The following is a 17,101-nucleotide window of genomic DNA, read 5'->3' on the forward strand; positions in this document are numbered from 1 at the left end:
TTTTCCTGATCCTCGATAACCACCCGGTTCACCATGCTCGTCGCGTTCGCGAGTATGTCGAGAGCCTCGACGGCAAGCTCAGGCTGTTCTTCCTGCCGCCGTACTCGCCGGAGCTGAACCCTGATGAGTCTGTTTGGGGCTACATCAAATACCACCACGTCGGTAAAAAGATCATCAACAGTAAAGAACAACTTCGGAGCATTGTTTACCGGCAGCTTCGGCGCTTGCAGAAATTGCCAAAGCTATTGAAATCGTTTTTTGGTCATCCGGACCTGGCTTATATCTCTGGATGATGTTCGCTTACTTTATTTCGGGTTAGTAAAAACCAAACGCTTTTTATTCTGTGATCATTTTTTCGTGTTTTTCGTGTTTTTCGTGTTTTTCGTGTTCTTTCGTGGGTTTCGTGGCCAGCCCTTTTTTTCCTTGTCTTTTTTCCGTGCTCTCCCGCTCACCCTGAGCCTGTCGAAGGGTCGTGGCAAAAATTCATGCTTTTATAGGCGCAAACGAAGCCCTGGTCAGGTCCGCCAGGTCCGCCGGCGCCAGCTCGATTTCCAGCCCCCGCCGGCCGGCGCTGACGTGGATGGAGTCAAAGGCCTGCGCAGACTCATCGATAACGGTCCTCAGTGCCTTTTTCTGCCCCAGTGGGCTGACGCCCCCGAGTACATACCCCGTTGTACGCTGCACCTTCTGCTTGTCCGCCATGGCCGCTTTCTTGGCCCTGGCAGCCTTTGCCAACTGTTTCAGGTTGAGGCTGCCGGATACCGGGACAATGGCCACCACGAGTTCGCCTGTGTCCGTTTCTGCTACCAGGGTCTTGAACACCTGGTCCGGGTCCAGGCCCAGCTTTTCGGCCGCCTCGGTGCCGTAGGATTCGCTCTTGGGATCGTGGGCGTACTCGTGGAGGGTATGGGCGATACCTTCCTTGCGCACAAGGTCAACTGCCGGGGTCATGGAATCTCCGATACGCTGGGTTTCGACTGTGCAGGATAACCCTGAAGCTGTGAGAAGTCAGGGCTGCTGATGAGGCACTTTGGACGCCTGGGGCACCGTCAGCATGATCAGGAACCCTGCCGCCAGGAATACCAGGATGGTTGCCATCCCCCAACGCTGGCTGCCGGTGGCTACCGTTACCCAGCCCACCAGCAGGGGGCCGGCAAAGGCGGTGGCCTTGCCGGAAAAGGCGAACAGACCAAACATCTGGGTCTGCAGGTCCGCTGGAACCACCCGAGCCATGTAGGACCGGCTGGCAGACTGCAGTGGCCCCACGAAGATGCCCAGAACCATGCCCCAGATCCAGAACCAGAGCGTCGAATCCACCAGCAGGATGGCCAGCGCACTGGTACCCAGCCCGACCAGCGACAACAGAACCGTATTGCGACCGCCGAGGGCATCGTCCACCCACGCAAACCCCAGCGCCCCCAGGCCGGAGGTTACGTTGAGGGCAATGGCAAACTGCAGTACCTGGGTCTGGTTCATGCCAAAGGTGCCGGCGGCGTAGACGCCACCGAAGGTGAAGATGGTGGCGAGTCCGTCCGTGTAGAGCATCCGTGCCACCAGGAAGCGGAGAATATGGCCCAGCTCCCGAACCTTGCTCAGCGAATCCTTCAGCTGTGCCAGGCCGGACCGGATTGCCTGGCCCATGGACAGGCCCCGGGAGGGCTGGTCCGGGATGAAGAAGAACGCCGGCAGGGAGAACAGCAGATACCACAGGGCTACCAGTACAAAGGTGGCTCGCACGTGTTCGAGGTTGTCGCGGTCCAGCCCAAGCCAGCTGGTATCTCCCTCAATAAACCCGAACAGGGCCACCACGAGACAGGTAACGCCGCCGACATAGCCCAGCCCCCAGGACCAGCCTGACCAGCGACCAAGCCGGCTGGGCGATGAAAGATCCGGGAGCATGGCGTTATAGAAGATGAAGGCACACTCAGCCCCCAGGATGCCCACGCTAACCCAGAAGGCAGAGAACCACAGATCGCCACTGCCCGGTTCCACGAACCACAACATGCCGCTGCCCAGAACACACAGCAACGTGAATGCAATGAGCCAGGGCTTGCGGCGGCCAGACTGATCGGCAATGGCTCCCAGCACCGGGGCCACCAGTGCCACGACAATTCCGGATACACCCACGATGTTGCCCCACGCATTGGTGCCTGCAACGTCGTCCTGTACGACCGACTGGCTGAAATACCGGGCAAAGATAAATGTCAGGATGATGGTGAAGAAGGCGCTGTTGGCCCAGTCGTAGAGCGCCCAGGACCATAGTGCCCTGCGGTTTTCCTCGTGTGCCGTTCTGGGTGGGCCTGCTGCCATGCCTGGAATTCCTGGTTAATGGAGGTCATCGGCGCGCCCCGCCGACCTGTCAGACTATCGCAATAAGTATGACAGTCGTAAAAGATTGTTGAAGTAGTCGACGTGACTGTTGTGACACACTACTTTCATTACAACGACTTGTCAGGCAGGTTTGCAGGCCAGGCGGGCGCCGGCTGCGTATCTCTTGCCAGCCCATAATCTATCAGGACAAAGTAATACCCATGGACAATAACCAGACACAGGGAACGGCACTGGGGCGTTCACTCAAGATAGCCATGGCTTACCTGCTGGCAGGCGCGCTGTGGATACTGTTCTCCGACGCTGCAGTCGAAAGGCTGGTCAGCGACCCGGTCGCCCTCAGCCGACTGCAGACCTGGAAAGGCTGGGCCTTCGTCCTGGTTACCGCTACCGTGCTTTGTCTGGTGCTGCTGCGCCAGTTGCGGCGGGACCGGGAGCAGCTCCACATGCGCAAGGCCCAGCAGGAGGAAATTCTGCGCCTGAGCCAGTTCCAGCAAGGTGTCATTGATAATGCCAATGTCTGGCTCAATGTGCTCGACCCGGAGGGAAAAGTACTCATCTGGAACCGGGCTGCCGAACGCATCAGCGGCTATACCAGCGATGAGATTACCGGAAACAGCGAGATTTGGCAGAAACTTTACCCTGACCCGGACTACCGGGCCTGGGTGATGGATCAGGCCAGGGGAATCATTACAGGAAAGGAAGAGGTGGAAGGCCTTGAGACCCGCATCCTGGCGAAACATAACGGTGAACGCCTGATCGCCTGGAACTCCCGGGCCTTGAAGGACTCCCGGGGCGAGGTGGCTGGCGCTATAGCCATCGGTGTGGACATTACCGAGCAAAGGGCGGCCGAGAACGCCCTGAAGGCCAGGGAGAGGCAACTGGCCAATCTCATGGACAGCTTGCCTGGCATGGCTTACCGCTGTCTCTATGATGAGTTCTGGACCATGAAGTTTGTTTCCAGTGGTTGCGTGGAACTCACTGGTTATAAGGCGGAGGATCTGATCGATAATCATAGGGTCTCCTGGGCCGGACTGATCGATTCCAGTAGTAATTCCGGTGAGCTGGTCCGGGAGGTGGAAGAGGCCATTGGTAACGCCACGACGTTTTCGGTGGAGTATCGTATCCGGCGCGCCACCGGGGAGGTCATCTGGGTCTGGGAGCGTGGCCGTGGCGTTGAGGGTGACCAGGGAATGGTGCTGGAAGGCATCATACTCGACATTACCGAGCGCAAGGGACTGGAAGAGCGGCTCTCCGAACTGGCAACCCTGGACCCGCTCACTGGCCAGTTCAACCGGCGGGAAACCGAACGTATCCTCCAGGAAGAGCTGGTCAGGGCGGAACGTTATGGACGGCAGCTGGCGATTCTTTGGGTGGACCTGGATCACTTCAAGCGGGTCAATGATTCCTGGGGGCATGCCATAGGTGACCAGGTGTTGCGTACAGTGAGCCTCCGGCTGGCGGACAGCATCCGGACCGTGGATACCCTCGGCCGCTTCGGTGGTGAGGAATTCCTGGTGGTGTTGCCAGAGATGTCAGTGGACGAGGCCTGTGATACTGCCGAACGCTTGCGCAGGCGAGTTGCGTCAGAGCCTGTTCAGGTGGCGGAACGTCAGTCGCTGGAAATGACGGTCAGCATCGGGGTGGCAGTCTACCCGGACCACGGTAGGGACGCCGATAAACTGTGTAACCGGGCTGACAAGGCTATGTACCTGGCGAAGAATCTGGGGCGCAACCGGATTGAGGTATACGCACCGGGCTCCGCCGAAGACGCCACCTCAGATCGTACGTAACTGGGCTTCCAGGATGCCCAGAACAGACGAGACGATATCCCGGAAGTCGGTCAGGGTCTGGGTACGCTGGATGACCTCATGGCGTTGTTCGTCCAGGCGTTCGAGTTGTGGCACGACTCGCCGCACACCTTCCGTAATCACTTCATAGGGATAGTGATGATCCTGGATGCTGAGTTTATTCAGCTCTGCCACTTCCTGGTGAAAAATGGTGATGATGTCGTAGAGAAGGTCCTTGTGGGCGATGCTGCCTGCTTCCCAGTAGGCATCATCGAGTAGCTCAAGCAGGGACAGGTATTCCCGGAGGGTATCGGCAACGGATGTCTGGCTCATGGCACACTCCTTGGTTACATGAGCCAGACTATAGCAGTTCCTCCGCAATCAGGCCTTTATGCCACCTGGCGGGCGATCCAGGAATCATAGCGGCTCGCCAACGCCTTCACATACCGGGCTTCTGACCCGCCCAGGGAGGCAAGCACACCATTGAAGATCCAGCCCCGTTCATACAGGCCAAGTACGCTGCGTTCGTCGTCCAGGTTAACCCGCTGGTTGAGCTTTTTGCAGATGGCATCCAGCAGCGGCAATTTATCCGGACGGCGGATGGGGCCCGGCCGGCGGCTGGCCGGTATATTGGCGGCACGTCTGGTTGTGGGTCTGTTCATGGCACTCTCCTTACCGTTTTGCGGCTGCAAAAACCAGAAAACCCGGCCTCACGGGACCGGGTTCTCATGCGGGAGATTGCATGCCCGGTCGCCTGAAGCTTCCGGGCAGGGCCGAAAGCGTTACCTGAAACTCACCATGCCACGGACAGGCGTGCACGCCTCACTCCGTGTGCTCGTGTGGATGAGATGACTTTGTTTCTTAAAGCCCATCGGGACTCTCCGGCCTGGCTCTGACAAGTATTCGTTCAGGTATCACTATTCAGTAAAAGCCGGCCAGATCGAGGCCAGCATTGGTCAGTGTAGCGTGGACGGCCTGCTTTTAAAATGGGTAACAGCTCCTGCCCGATACGCATTAACCCTGGCTTCGGCAAACCCCTACAGACTGCGGGCTGCAGGCCGGAGATAATTCTCGCTGTCACGTGTTTTACGTTGTGCAATCCGCAGTGGCGAGTTGGTTACTGTGTGATCTCTCCTTTATTGTCTTGGCGCTCCGGGTCTTCCGCAGCGCCTTTTTTTATCCACGAACAGCGGATCATCTGCCCTGGACAGAGCCGGAACGGTCCTGGTCGGCTGTGGTAACCAGTTGCCAGGTAGCCTGCAGGATGCGGGCATCGTTGGCGGCCCGATGTACCGGCAGTCCCAGTTCGGCGATCACCTTCTGTCGTGCTGGCGTCCAGTGGCGCACCTGGGAGGGGTTCAGAAGGAGGGATATGGATTCCAGCTGGAAGGCTGGCTGCATATCAGCAGCACGGAACAGTCGGTGCAGCCAGAAACTGTCGAACGTCCATGCGTCACAGAATACCTGGCCACTCAGCAGGTCATTGAGGTAGCCCGCAACCTGGTGTACAGCATGGCCTTTCTCCATCAATGCCTGGCGCGGGATGCCATGAATGGCTTCCGCACTTTCAGACCAGTCGTGCCAGAGAACGTGGGGGCGGATCAGCCAACTGTATACCGCGCCGTCCGGCAAGCACACCCCCACCTCGATGGGATAACTGGCAATCAGGTCGAGGCTCGAGGCCTCGAAGTCGATAAAGGCCGGTGTGGAGGCATGGGTCATCGGCAATTCGGTCAGTAGCTGGGCTGTCTGCAAAGTGTAACCGTCCCTGTGGTTTGACGCGAACCCATGCTGGCGGCTGGCTGTTACAATAGGAAGTCTGTGGGCCTGGCTGGCACCGCAGACGCGGTTATGCTGAACGACATCTGGATGAATCACCAGTGTCCGTTCGGCAAGAATGTTCGATTGGCAAGCAGGAGGACCGGTGCCTGAACGTGTTGTTGTGATCTACTCGGGGGGAATGGACTCATTCACCCTGCTTCACCGTGCCCTGTCAGAGGGTCACGAGGTTCATGCCTTGTCCTTCGACTATGGCCAGCGGCATGTCCGTGAGCTGAAATCGGCGTCAGACGTGTGCGAGCAGCTTGGCCTTCCCCACAAGGTCATTGATATCCGCTCCATGAAGGCGGTTATGGCCGGTTCCGCCCTGACCGGCGGTGGTGATGTGCCTGAAGGTCATTACGAGGAAGCGTCCATGAAATCCACTGTGGTGCCAAACCGCAACATGATCCTGCTCTCACTGGCCACCGGCTATGCGGTCACAGTGGAAGCAGATGCGGTCTGGTTCGGTGCCCACGGTGGTGACCATGCCATCTACCCGGATTGCCGCCCGGAGTTCGTTGAAAAAATGGACGCCGTGTGTCGCATTGCCAACTACGAACCGGTCCGCATCGAAGCTCCGTACATCCGCGCCAGCAAGACAGACATCCTGGCGGATGGCCTTGCCATGGGCCTCGATTACAGCCAGACCTGGACATGTTATAACGGGCGCGAAAAGGCCTGTGGTGTCTGTGGCTCGTGTGTGGAGCGCCTGGAAGCGTTTGCGGCCCATGGTGTCACCGATCCGCTGCCATACGAGGCTCGCAACTGATGTATCGGGTCAAGGAAGCCTTTTACACCCTGCAGGGTGAAGGCGCACAGGCTGGTCGAGCCGCTGTTTTCTGCCGTTTCAGCAAGTGTAACCTGTGGAATGGTCGTGAAGCGGATCGGGCCGATGCTGTGTGCAACTTCTGTGATACCGACTTCGTGGGTACCGACGGCCAGAATGGCGGGCAGTTCGAGACGGCAGAGGCCCTGGTGGAACATGTCGCGTCACTCTGGCCCTTTGATATTGCCGAGGGTCGGCAACAGGGTGTCGTGCCCTATGTGGTCTGCACGGGCGGCGAGCCCTTGTTGCAGCTTGATGCGCCCCTGATCGCGGCGTTCCATGACCAGGGGTTCGAGGTGGGTGTGGAAACCAACGGTACCCTGCCGGCACCTTTAGGCATCGATTGGCTGTGCGTGAGTCCCAAGGCGGACGCAAAGGTGGTAATCCGTGAATGTGATGAGCTGAAGCTGGTCTATCCCCAACCCCTGGCTATGCCGGAACGTTTCCTTTCCATCCGGGCCCGGCACTATTTTCTGTCCCCCATGGCATCGCCGGCAATGCCGGAAAGCGGTGCTGATCCGGTCAAGGCAAGTAATACCCGCAAGGCCGTGGATTACTGCCTGCGCCATCCCCGCTGGCGCCTGACCATCCAGATGCACAAGGTCGTTGGTATTGACTGAGCCCTGGCAGCCTGGTGTTACCTGGGGGCAAGGCGCAGGTCGGTAATTACCGGGTTATGGTCTGACGCCCGCCAGATATAGCCCGCAGGCAGTTCAAAGCTGCTGTGTGCGTCGTAGGCCCAGACTCTTGGCTCTTCAGCGTTGACTGCCCAGAGGTGGCTGGCCAGCACAGTCTTCCTCGCCGAGTGGTTGGCCAGGTGATAGTCGAGGGTGCCTTGCCGGCCATGGAAGCGGAATGTCCGGGTATGAAGGCCGTGAAAATCACGAACCAGGTCCTGGTAACCCGATTCGGCCAGGATCCGGAGAGGATCTTCCATAGCGTAGGCGTTGAAATCCCCCGTCAATAACACCGCGGTCTGGTCGGTGATACGGTTTGCTACCCACCGGGCCAGTTCCCGGGCGGCATCGGTTCTGGCCCGGGCAAAGCATGCCTGGCCGTCTCCCGTGGCCTGCTGCATGGGTGGAGCATTGCGGCAGCTCTTGGATTTGAGGTGCACCGCGATAATGGTAAGGGGCTGGCTGCCATCTGGAAGCTCGAACGTCTGCGCCAGCGCGGGCCGATGCCAGTCCGTGAACGCGCCCTGGCTGATCAGCTGGGGCGCTCCCACCGGGCGTGCCCGGTCAGGGCGATAGAGCAGTCCGTTGCGGATTGCATCGCTGTGAGAATCGGTAGAACCTTGCACAAATCGCCAGTGTTCTCCGAGTTGTTCTGTCAGCTGCGCTATGGCGCTTTGCGCTCCGTAACCGTCGTTCTCCAACTCGGATACTGCGAGGATGTCTGCATCCATTGCTGCTATCTGGGCGGTCAGGCGGGCCAGCTGTTGCTGGTAAGCGTCATGGCTTCGTGCGCCACGAGGGGAAGGGTACCCGCCACCCTGGCCGTTGCCATTGAACAGGTTACCCAGGTTAAGTGATGCGACCCTCAGGTTGGCGTTTTCATGCCTCACAGGTGCTGGTGAGCGTGGTTCTGTTGAGTGGAACCCAGGTGGTTCCAGCGGCTGCAGTCGCCAATGTCCGAACCGGTAGTCGAGAATACCCGTCAGGGGGCCAACCCGGTCACCCACCCGCACCGGGTTGTCCGGTGCCAGGTTGCCGGTTGGCCAGGGCACGGGGCGGGGATCCTGGCGTCGCTGACCGTCATCGAGCAGCAATCTCTCCTGCTCCTGTGCGTCAAGGTGGCGTGTCAGCCCGGGCACGGGTGGCTGGAGCTGGGTGGGTACCCACTGCACTTCCGGTGCCAGTACAAGCTCACCGTAACGGGCCAGGTTCCAGGTGTCCGTGACCGCCAGGGGCTGATCAACGTGGACCAGCATGCCTTCAAGAGACTCACGGATGTCGGCGGGCGCCTCACCGGGGTGAAATACGACGGGGGGCGGTAGCCCTGGTGAGCCACAGACGGAAACCGCGTTCACCTGGCTCAGTGAGGTCAGGCCATAGTACTCGCCTGCACGGCCGCGTAATCTGACCCGGTCGCCGGAGCGGCCGCTGCTGACCCGCGTGTGCACGAAGATGGCTTCCGAGGTGACCGGGTTGTCGTCCTGTTCAGTTGGGGCCTGCTGGAGGTAGAAACCCTCAAAGCCGCCGGGTTGGCGGAGGTCGAGGGTAATTATGCCTTCCACCGTCATCGTCTGCCCGGACAGGGGTGTCTTATCCGCCTTTCCCTGGACAGTGGATATGGGTGTAGATGGCGCACCACATGTCAGCGCCTGGACCGGAGTGACGATGGTCAGCATGACCATGACAACAACCGCTTTCTGCATAGACCGTTACCTGGTCAGGCCTTGGCCGTAGCAGGCCGGGAGACGTCAATTATACGGTATCAGCCTGGGTTGCACTTGTCTCCCGACGGTCCGGCGCCTTCATCCACGCCGGCAAGGCGTCGGCATTGGACAGCTCGAGCTGGCAGTTGTCTATATCGCCTTCCCGGCCCCCGGAGGGTAGCCCCAGCATCGGCAGCAACCAGGGCGCCATGGCCTCACGGCAACGTACTTCCAGGGGCGTATCCTCAATGCCATAGTCGGCACAGACCAGGCGACGACTGGCCGCATCCAGTCCCGCTGCCGGTTGTACTTTCAGGCTGATCATCCGGTTCCAGCGCTCATCATGCTCTTCCCGGTGCCGGGACTTGTCTCGGGCGACCCGCACCTGTCCGGTGAGCCGGCTGAGGCGATAGTCACCAAAGCCTTGCCGGCGATCGTTCCAGGCCCGAACATGCCAGCCCTGCCCGGTCATCACCAGGGTGTGGGGCTCCAGTACCAGGGTTTCCCCGTCCGGATTTTCAAGGGTGAGGTAGCGTGCTTCCAGTTTGCGTTTCTGACGACAGGCGGTAATCACCGCGCGGGTAACCTCGGGGCTGGCCTGGCCACAGGGGGCCCGCACCACACAGCTGTCAGGCAGTCCGATATCGAGGTTTTCAAAGCAGTCGCTCAGCGACTGATGCCGGCAAGCAAGCTCGAGGTACTCTTCAGGCTCACCCCGGGTCACTACGGGCTGGAAATCCGGAGCCGGGATGTAGCCTTTCAGATGCCTGTCGTATACCAGGTTGCCGGGTGCCAGTTCCCGCAGATAGGTATTGATGTCCTTTGACGCCTGCTGACGGCCAATGCCGAAGCCGTGGCAGATATGGTTGGTGGTAAGGCGACCTTCCCAAAGTGCAACAATTTCTATCAGGCGGTAACGCAGCAGCAGATCCCAGCGAATGGGCCATTCCGTTTTTTTCATAATGTCGGGCTCTTGGTGATGGCTAACAGAGGTCTGGTCGACAGCGACCGATCCATGATCACCCGACCGATGTTAGCAGTATTACCACAGGTCAGTGTGTTACGGGCGATTAATGTAAAATTTTGTGAAATGCAGTCGTGGCGCGACTTGCAGCGGTGTTTTTCTGTTCAATCCGGAGCCGTTTCGGCAACTGCGTAATGGCTGTTGTCGCTATCGGATGCTTAAATCAAGTTTGCTGTCGTTTAGTCAGCTGAATATTCACCCTGGCGGCCGCTGAGCCCCCTCCAGAACACAATCCCGGAGATTTCCCGATGACCCGAATGGTGGCGTCCCTGTCGGCGCTGATCATCAGTATTATTCTTCTGGTCAGTGGCAACGCCTTCCTGACGACACTGCTGGGTATCCGTCTCAGTATCGAGTCAGTGGAGCCTTCGGTGATCGGCTGGGTGCTGGTCTGCTATTCGGTCGGGTTTGTGCTGGGCACTCTGTATGTGAGCCGCATTATTGCCCGTGTGGGCCATATCCGAGCGTTTGCGGTCTTTGCGGCCCTGGCCGCGGTTACTGCCCTGGTCTACCCACTGTCTGTCACCATGGTGCTATGGGCGCTGCTCCGGGCCCTCTCCGGTTTCAGCATTGCCGGCGTGCTGGTCGTTATCGAAAGCTGGTTCAGTAGCCGGGCCACCAACAGTAACCGGGGAGCGCTGTTCGCGGTCTACCAGATTGTGTTCTACATTGCCGCCGCCGGGGGGCAACTGGTGGTCAACCTGGGTGACCCTGCCAACTTCATGCCTTTCACCCTGGCTGCCATCCTGCTGACGCTGGCACTGATTCCACTGTCGCTGACACGTATGGAAGCGCCTCACATTGAAACGGCGGAGCGAATGTCGTTCTTTACCCTGGCGCGGGAGTCGTTCACCGGGATGGCGGGGGCGCTGACCTGTGGTGTACTGATCGGTGGTTTCTATGCGCTGGGGCCGGTTTACGCCACCATGGCGGGGCTGGACGTATCCCGCACGTCATTTTTCATGGCGGCAGCTATCGTGGCGGCAATGATCCTGGCCTGGCCGTTGGGGCGTATCTGCGACACCTTTGACCGGCGTCGGGTGATGTTTATCGTGGCGGTGGGTGCTGCCGCAACTGCGGTGGCCGTGGCGATAGTCGGCAGTGCCAACCTGATGCTGCTGATGTTGCTGGTGGGCCTTTTTACCGGTCTCTCCGCCACGCTTTATCCCATAGCGGTGGCTATCACCAATGACCGCATGGAATCCCACCGTATCGTCGCCGCCAGTGCCACCTTGCTGCTGAGTTATGGCATAGGCAGCGTAATCGGTCCCGTTGTGATGGCGGAACTGATGGGTGTTCTCGGGCCATCAGGCCTGTTCTGGGGCAGTGCGGGTTTCCTGGTCATGCTTGCGATTGCCACCAGTTACCGTATCAGCCATACCCCCGATGTGCCGGTGGAGGAGCAGGAGCACTTTGTCGCTGCCATGCCCGAAGCCTCGCCTGTGCTGGTGGAAATCGACCCCCGGAACGAGGAGTTTCATGCGTCTCCGGAAGCGGAGGCTGACGAACTGGCACGGGAATCGGCATGACATTGCAAATTACATATTGACCTGGCGCAAACCTGATCAATGTGTAACTTGTGTTCGTCTCAATGATTAGCTTACTATTGCTGAATCTTCAGTAATCAGGACAGAGACATGGACCCGCAAACACTTCGAGACCAGTTTCCATTTGCCGTCGCCCGGGTGACCCGGCGCTGGCGCAAGTTGTTGGATGAGCGCCTGAAGGATCTGGGGGTGACCCAGGCACGCTGGTCCACCATGGTGTACCTGCAACGCGGTGGTGAGGGATTGACCCAGCGGGAGCTGGCTCACCTGATGGCGATCGAGAACCCCACCCTGGTGCGCCTGCTTGACAGCCTGGAGGAGCAGGGTCTTATCGAACGCCGGCCCTGTAAGCGTGATCGACGGGCTCGTCGCCTGTACCTCACCGGTGCTGGTGAGCGCTTCATGAGTGACCTCAATGAGCGAGGCAACCTGCTGCGCGATGAAATGCTCAAGGGCATTGAGGACAAGGACCTGGAAGTTGCGCTGAGCGTCTTCCAACGGGTTATGGAAAACGCCGCAGACCTCAAGAAGTAGCCTTTACTGCCCGGTTGAGTTTTATCGGGTGGATCGCTATGCTTGCTTCTCCTTCAGGGGAGTAGTCTCCGTAACGATATACCGTTGCGGGTGATGGTCAACATAATCGGAGCACATCTCCGTGGCCATCACGTTCTGGTGGTGCTGCGAGAATGCCGGGACCTGGCAGCAGCAGGCGGAACTGACAAGACCTGGGGAACAGCCACTTCCAAGGGCGGAGGGTGGTCGTTCCTCATGTCGTCACGTTCCGCCCCGGACTGCCAATGTTATGGATGCTTTCCTCGCCTCCACACTCTCTGTTTTTATTGCCGAGATCGGTGACAAGACCCAGCTGCTGTCACTTTTCCTGATTACCCGTTTCCATCGTCGTACCCCTGTTATTCTCGGCATACTGATTGCCACCCTGGTGAATCATGGGCTGTCGGCCCTGCTGGGTGCGTGGGTGGCAAGCTGGCTACCGCAGGCATGGGTGCCCTGGCTGGTGGCGGGCAGTTTCGTGGCGATTGCGCTCTGGTTATTGTTTCCGGACAAGGAAGGTGGCGAAGATTCCAAACTGCTTGGGCTGGGGGCCTTTGCGGCCACTATCCTCATGTTCTTCCTGGCGGAGATCGGAGACAAGACGCAGATTGCCACCGTTGTGCTCGCAGCTCGTTACGATGCAACCTTCTGGGTGATCGTGGGCACTACCGTTGGTATGCTGTTGGCCAACGTGCCGGTCATCCTCGCTGGCAAATGGATAATGGAACGAATGCCCATGGCAACGGCCAGGATCGGTGCCAGTATCCTGTTCATGGTATTGGCTGTGATCACCGTGCTGGCGGCATTCAATGGCCTTTAGTATCCATAGTGAACGGAACTCCGCCGAGACGGCGGCGTCCAAGTTAGCAACAAGTCTTGCCCGGCCCGCAACGTGGGGCTGGGTTTCGATCGGGAATACCCAAATGGTTAAAAACCTGAACTCTGGTTTTGCACTGATGATCACTGGCCTGCTGGCCTGGAGCGCTGCCCTTTGCGTTTCGGCCCAGGAAACCCCGCAAACTGGCCAGGCTCGTGGTGGTACGCCACTGGAGAGTCCAGCACAGGCGAACGACAATGCCAGCGAGGAAAACCCCGGCCCGAAGGATAGTCGGAGTCGCTCGCCGGTATGGGTGCTGGAAGGTGATCTCGCAGGGAAGTTACAGATGATGACGACCCGCTACGAGGATACCTTTGCGGAAATAGGCACTCAGCGTAGCCTGGGTTACCTGGAGTTGGTGAAGGCAAATCCTGAAGTAGACCCCTGGCTGCCCGGAGACGGCACCCGCATTACCCTGCCGCGCAAGTACGTGCTTCCGGACTCCCGCCGGGAAGGCATCGTCATCAACCTGGCCGAGTACCGCCTGTATTATTTCCGCGATGGCGGCGTTCAGGTATTCCCGGTCGGGGTAGGGACCGAAGATAACCCCTCTCCCCTGACCGATGCGGAAGTCACCATGGGCCTGGAATCGCCAGCCTGGTACCCGCCGGCGAGTATCCGGGCCGAATACGAAGCCAGCGGTGAATATCTGCCGCGGATGATCCCGCCGGGGCCGGAAAATCCGCTGGGCAGCCACGCCCTGATGTTGAGTGAAGACGGCTACCTGATCCATGGCACCAACAAGGGATTCGGCGTGGGCATGCAGGTCAGCCATGGCTGTTTCCGCATGTATAACGATGATATCTCGCGCTTCGTCAAGGAAGTTCCAAAGGGCACCCCGGTTCAGGTCATTCATCAGCCGGTCAAGGTAGGGCTGCGTAACGGCCAGCTGTGGCTGGAGGTGCACCGTGCCAAGGAAGAGTACCCGGACGATGAAAAAGAGCGTCTGTGGCAACAGGTGAACAAGGTGCTTGAGGCCTATTCCGAAGATAACAAGGGACTTGAGATCCAGCGGCGGGTTGTGGAACAGGCCGTTGATCAGGCAGACGGTGTTCCGCGTATGATTGGAGAGAGGGTGACGCAGCTGGCCAGCCGCGACGATGATTCGGCGGGGCCCACCAAAAGCGTGGGTACCGAACCGGTAGGCCGGTCGTCCGATAACCCCGGCTCTACCTCCCCGCAGCGCTGGTTCTGACGGCGGGAGGCCAGGCCTGGGACAACGCCCCCTGACCCATGAGGGACAGGGGATGCTTATCGAAGGGAGCAGGCCATGGAACGAATTAAAGCCCCGACGGGACGGCATCGATACGGCCTGTGGCTGGGTCTGATGCTGCTTGGCCTTGTATTGAGTGTCGGGCAGTGGGTATTCGCACAGTCCTCCGAAGAGCGGAAAGCCGTCGTCCTGACGATTGACGGTGCGATCGGCCCTGCAACCATGGACTACGTGGTGCGGGGAATTGAGGACGCCGAAGAAAACGGCGCTGCAATCGTGGTATTGCAGCTGGACACCCCTGGCGGGCTGATGGACTCCACCCGTACACTCATCAAGGCGATACTGGCATCCGATGTACCCGTGGCCACCTGGGTGACGCCGGCCGGTGCCCGGGCGGCCAGCGCCGGTACCTACATACTCTACGGCAGCCATATCGCGGCCATGTCCCCGGCCACCAACCTCGGTTCAGCCACGCCAGTGCAGATGGGGGGCATGCCCGGAAGCGAGGAGACCCCCGGTGAGCCCAGCGGTGAATCCGGGACTGGCGAGGAGCAGACAGACGAGTCCCGTTCGGACAAGAACAGCACCGCGATGGAACGCAAGGTCATGGAAGATGCGGTTAGCTACATCCGTGGCCTGGCGGATCGCCACGGACGCAACGGGGACTGGGCCGAGCGGGCGGTACGGGAAGCCGTAAACCTGGGTGCCACAGAGGCGCTCGATCAGAATGTCATCGATGTGGTCGCCACGGACCTGGACGACCTGCTCAGCCAGGTTCACGGGCGTGACGTCGTGATGGCTTCCGGAACCCGTACCCTGGACACCGAAAACCTCGCCATCGTGCGCCAGCAACCTGACTGGCGTACCAGTCTGCTATCGGTGATCACCGATCCCAACGTGGCTTACTTCCTGATGATCATCGGTTTCTACGGCATCATTTTCGAACTGGCAAACCCCGGTAGCCTCTACCCCGGGGTGATTGGTGCCATCTGCCTGGTGCTGGCGCTGTTCGCCTTCCAGGTGCTCTCCGTTAATTACGCTGGCCTGGCGCTGATCCTGCTCGGGCTTGCCTTTATCGTTGGTGAGGCTTTCATGCCCAGCTTCGGGATGTTGGGGGTTGGCGGGATCGTTGCCTTTGTGTTGGGCTCGGTAATCCTGATGGATGGCTCCCACCAAGCAATCTCCTTGCCAGCCGTGGGTGGTACTGCGGCCGTGGCCGGTGGTTTCATACTGTGGACAGTCACCCGGTTTATAGGGTTAAGGCGAAAGGCCCCCGCTGTGGGCACCGAACACATGCCCGAGGAACGCTGCCGGTCTTTGGAAGACTTTTCCCGGGATGGCGACTACTATCGTGGCCATGTCAGGCTTTCCGGCGAACGCTGGAATGCCATCAGTAACGAGGCCATCACCGATGGCCAGTGGGTTCGTGTACAGTCGGTAGAGGGCCTCACTGTGAAGGTGGCCCCGGAGCAACCAGATCATGGCCGTCAGGAGGCATTATGATAGGTGAACTGATTCCGTGGATTGCACCCATTGTGGTGCTATTACTGATTCTTGGCTCTGCTATCCGGATTCTGCCGGAATATGAGCGGGGCGTGGTTTTTTTCCTGGGCCGCTTTCAGGGGGTAAAGGGCCCCGGCTTGATCATTATCATCCCGGGCATCCAACAGATGGTGCGGGTTGATTTGCGGGTTATAACCCTGGATGTCCCCAGCCAGGACGTGATCTCCAAGGACAACGTGACGGTTCGGGTAAATGCAGTGCTCTATTTCCGGGTTGTGGATCCTGAAAAGGCTATCCTGCGGGTGGAGGACTACGGATCGGCGACCAGTCAGCTTTCCCAGACCACGCTGAGGTCGGTGCTGGGCAAGCATGACCTGGACGAGATGCTTTCCGAACGGGACAAGCTCAATTCTGACATCCAGGAAATCATCGATGCCCAGACCGAGGACTGGGGTATCAAGGTGGCCAACGTTGAGATCAAGCACGTGGATCTGAATGAGTCGATGATCCGCGCCATCGCCCGTCAGGCGGAAGCCGAGCGGGAGCGTCGCGCGAAGGTGATCCATGCGGAAGGCGAACTGCAGGCATCCAGGAAGCTGGTTGAAGCCGCCCAGGTGATGTCAGTGGATTCAGGGGCGATGCAGCTGCGTTACCTGCAGACCCTGGCTGACATGAGTACCAGCAACGCATCCACGATTGTGTTCCCGTTACCGATGGACATCATGGAGGCGTTCAGGAAGAAAGCCGGAGAAAGCGCCGGGTCCTCGCAGGATGGACCGAAACCGGAGAACTCGCCCGGGGCAGCCTTGTAACAAGGCTCAAGAGTGTTCAGTGACCCGTCCTAATATACGTTGACGGTTTTTGTTGAAGCCAGCGGCCTAGGGTCGCTGGCTTTTTCATGCACCTCTTGGGGCGTTTTCATGCCGAGACTGAGGTGTGGCCTGTAGGTATTATAGGCAGCAATGGACTCCTTGATCAGTACACCCAACTCGGCAAAGGTTCGACATCGGTTGATAAGAAACTCTTGCTTGAGGATGCCGTTGATCCGTTCAGCAAGAGCGTTCTGGTAGCAATCATACCCATCGGTCATCGATGGCCGAATCTGATGTTTCCGTAGCACGCTTTGGTACAGAGAAGAGCAGTATTGGAGGCCTCGATCCGAATGATGTATGAGGGGCTGATCGGTCATACGGTGACGGACTGCCTGGTTCAACGCGGCCACGGTATCGGAAGCTTTCAT

Annotated in this window: 18 protein-coding genes; 10 read left to right on the forward strand and 8 right to left on the reverse strand. The window is 59.1% G+C overall.

Features of this window, described 5'->3' with window-relative positions:
* Window positions 1-293 (forward strand): transposase (locus BM036_RS18385; protein WP_177186110.1); only part of this gene is annotated, 293 nt, incomplete at its 5' end.
* 190 nt (window positions 294-483) lie between these two features.
* On the opposite strand, the gene ybaK is transcribed toward BM036_RS18385, so the two are convergent.
* Window positions 484-951, reverse strand: a complete 468-nt coding sequence (ybaK, locus tag BM036_RS18390) for a Cys-tRNA(Pro) deacylase (protein ID WP_091855075.1) — start codon at window positions 949-951, stop codon at window positions 484-486.
* 57 nt (window positions 952-1,008) lie between these two features.
* Window positions 1,009-2,310 carry an MFS transporter gene (locus BM036_RS18395; RefSeq protein WP_091855076.1) on the reverse strand — a complete coding sequence of 434 codons (1,302 nt, stop codon included), beginning with the start codon at window positions 2,308-2,310 and terminating at the stop codon, window positions 1,009-1,011.
* 221 nt (window positions 2,311-2,531) lie between these two features.
* On the opposite strand from BM036_RS18395, the gene BM036_RS18400 reads away from it, so the two are divergent.
* Window positions 2,532-4,121: a sensor domain-containing diguanylate cyclase gene (locus BM036_RS18400; protein WP_091855078.1), complete on the forward strand. Its 1,590-nt coding sequence runs from the start codon at window positions 2,532-2,534 to the stop codon at window positions 4,119-4,121.
* On the opposite strand, the gene BM036_RS18405 is transcribed toward BM036_RS18400, so the two are convergent.
* The 3 genes from BM036_RS18405 to BM036_RS18415 all read right to left on the reverse strand — a co-directional run bounded on the left by BM036_RS18405 (window position 4,107) and on the right by BM036_RS18415 (window position 5,840).
* Window positions 4,107-4,451 (reverse strand): hypothetical protein, encoded by a 345-nt coding sequence (locus BM036_RS18405; RefSeq protein WP_091855080.1) that lies wholly within the window; start codon window positions 4,449-4,451, stop codon window positions 4,107-4,109. The two genes, BM036_RS18400 and BM036_RS18405, sit on opposite strands and share 15 nt — an antisense overlap.
* A 56-nt stretch (window positions 4,452-4,507) precedes the next feature.
* Complete coding sequence (locus BM036_RS18410; protein ID WP_091855082.1) at window positions 4,508-4,780, reverse strand: hypothetical protein; 273 nt, start codon at window positions 4,778-4,780, stop codon at window positions 4,508-4,510.
* A 532-nt stretch (window positions 4,781-5,312) separates the two neighbouring features.
* Complete coding sequence (locus tag BM036_RS18415) at window positions 5,313-5,840, reverse strand: 3'-5' exonuclease (protein WP_091855101.1); 528 nt, start codon at window positions 5,838-5,840, stop codon at window positions 5,313-5,315.
* Between the two features lie 202 nt (window positions 5,841-6,042).
* Between BM036_RS18415 and queC the strand changes: the two genes are divergently transcribed.
* Window positions 6,043-6,708: a 7-cyano-7-deazaguanine synthase QueC gene (gene queC, locus BM036_RS18420; protein ID WP_091855084.1), complete on the forward strand. Its 666-nt coding sequence runs from the start codon at window positions 6,043-6,045 to the stop codon at window positions 6,706-6,708.
* Window positions 6,708-7,385, forward strand: a complete 678-nt coding sequence (gene queE / locus BM036_RS18425; protein ID WP_091855086.1) for a 7-carboxy-7-deazaguanine synthase — start codon at window positions 6,708-6,710, stop codon at window positions 7,383-7,385. Before queC ends, queE begins: the two co-directional genes overlap by 1 nt.
* Window positions 7,386-7,402: 17 nt before the next feature.
* Here queE and BM036_RS18430 read toward each other — a convergent pair whose 3' ends face one another.
* Both BM036_RS18430 and BM036_RS18435 read right to left on the reverse strand, forming a co-directional pair.
* Window positions 7,403-9,145, reverse strand: coding sequence for an ExeM/NucH family extracellular endonuclease (locus tag BM036_RS18430; protein ID WP_091855088.1), 1,743 nt, complete (start codon window positions 9,143-9,145; stop codon window positions 7,403-7,405).
* A gap of 49 nt (window positions 9,146-9,194) precedes the next feature.
* A complete protein-coding gene (locus BM036_RS18435; protein ID WP_091855090.1) occupies window positions 9,195-10,106 on the reverse strand; it encodes a WYL domain-containing protein in 912 nt (303 codons plus the stop codon).
* A gap of 311 nt (window positions 10,107-10,417) precedes the next feature.
* Between BM036_RS18435 and BM036_RS18440 the strand changes: the two genes are divergently transcribed.
* From BM036_RS18440 to BM036_RS18465, 6 genes are all read left to right on the forward strand, one after another.
* A complete protein-coding gene (locus BM036_RS18440; RefSeq protein WP_091855092.1) occupies window positions 10,418-11,698 on the forward strand; it encodes an MFS transporter in 1,281 nt (426 codons plus the stop codon).
* 108 nt (window positions 11,699-11,806) lie between these two features.
* Window positions 11,807-12,250, forward strand: coding sequence for a MarR family transcriptional regulator (locus BM036_RS18445; RefSeq protein WP_091855094.1), 444 nt, complete (start codon window positions 11,807-11,809; stop codon window positions 12,248-12,250).
* A 121-nt stretch (window positions 12,251-12,371) separates the two neighbouring features.
* Window positions 12,372-13,088, forward strand: coding sequence for a TMEM165/GDT1 family protein (locus tag BM036_RS18450; RefSeq protein ID WP_245742723.1), 717 nt, complete (start codon window positions 12,372-12,374; stop codon window positions 13,086-13,088).
* Between the two features lie 103 nt (window positions 13,089-13,191).
* Window positions 13,192-14,340, forward strand: coding sequence for a L,D-transpeptidase family protein (locus BM036_RS18455; RefSeq protein WP_245742724.1), 1,149 nt, complete (start codon window positions 13,192-13,194; stop codon window positions 14,338-14,340).
* A 75-nt stretch (window positions 14,341-14,415) separates the two neighbouring features.
* Window positions 14,416-15,861 carry an NfeD family protein gene (locus tag BM036_RS18460; RefSeq protein ID WP_091855099.1) on the forward strand — a complete coding sequence of 482 codons (1,446 nt, stop codon included), beginning with the start codon at window positions 14,416-14,418 and terminating at the stop codon, window positions 15,859-15,861.
* Window positions 15,858-16,673 carry a slipin family protein gene (locus tag BM036_RS18465; RefSeq protein ID WP_177186111.1) on the forward strand — a complete coding sequence of 272 codons (816 nt, stop codon included), beginning with the start codon at window positions 15,858-15,860 and terminating at the stop codon, window positions 16,671-16,673. The genes BM036_RS18460 and BM036_RS18465 overlap by 4 nt, the downstream gene beginning before the upstream one ends.
* A 29-nt stretch (window positions 16,674-16,702) precedes the next feature.
* Here the strand turns inward: BM036_RS18465 and BM036_RS18470 are convergent.
* The coding region (locus BM036_RS18470; RefSeq protein ID WP_143066653.1) for an integrase core domain-containing protein at window positions 16,703-17,101 on the reverse strand (399 nt) is incomplete at its 5' end.

The organism is Marinobacter segnicrescens (genome assembly GCF_900111555.1).
Classification (GTDB): Bacteria; Pseudomonadota; Gammaproteobacteria; order Pseudomonadales; family Oleiphilaceae; genus Marinobacter; species Marinobacter segnicrescens.

Coding starts and splice junctions, on each gene's coding strand:
- BM036_RS18435 (WP_091855090.1), bottom strand. CDS start 10,106: ATGAAAAAAACGGAATGGCCCATTCGCTGGGATCTGCTGCTGCGTTAC.
- BM036_RS18400 (WP_091855078.1), top strand. CDS start 2,532: ATGGACAATAACCAGACACAGGGAACGGCACTGGGGCGTTCACTCAAG.
- BM036_RS18430 (WP_091855088.1), bottom strand. CDS start 9,145: ATGCAGAAAGCGGTTGTTGTCATGGTCATGCTGACCATCGTCACTCCG.
- BM036_RS18410 (WP_091855082.1), bottom strand. CDS start 4,780: ATGAACAGACCCACAACCAGACGTGCCGCCAATATACCGGCCAGCCGC.
- BM036_RS18440 (WP_091855092.1), top strand. CDS start 10,418: ATGACCCGAATGGTGGCGTCCCTGTCGGCGCTGATCATCAGTATTATT.
- BM036_RS18395 (WP_091855076.1), bottom strand. CDS start 2,310: ATGGCAGCAGGCCCACCCAGAACGGCACACGAGGAAAACCGCAGGGCA.
- BM036_RS18465 (WP_177186111.1), top strand. CDS start 15,858: ATGATAGGTGAACTGATTCCGTGGATTGCACCCATTGTGGTGCTATTA.
- BM036_RS18460 (WP_091855099.1), top strand. CDS start 14,416: ATGGAACGAATTAAAGCCCCGACGGGACGGCATCGATACGGCCTGTGG.
- queE (WP_091855086.1), top strand. CDS start 6,708: ATGTATCGGGTCAAGGAAGCCTTTTACACCCTGCAGGGTGAAGGCGCA.
- BM036_RS18445 (WP_091855094.1), top strand. CDS start 11,807: ATGGACCCGCAAACACTTCGAGACCAGTTTCCATTTGCCGTCGCCCGG.
- ybaK (WP_091855075.1), bottom strand. CDS start 951: ATGACCCCGGCAGTTGACCTTGTGCGCAAGGAAGGTATCGCCCATACC.
- BM036_RS18405 (WP_091855080.1), bottom strand. CDS start 4,451: ATGAGCCAGACATCCGTTGCCGATACCCTCCGGGAATACCTGTCCCTG.
- BM036_RS18455 (WP_245742724.1), top strand. CDS start 13,192: ATGGTTAAAAACCTGAACTCTGGTTTTGCACTGATGATCACTGGCCTG.
- BM036_RS18415 (WP_091855101.1), bottom strand. CDS start 5,840: ATGACCCATGCCTCCACACCGGCCTTTATCGACTTCGAGGCCTCGAGC.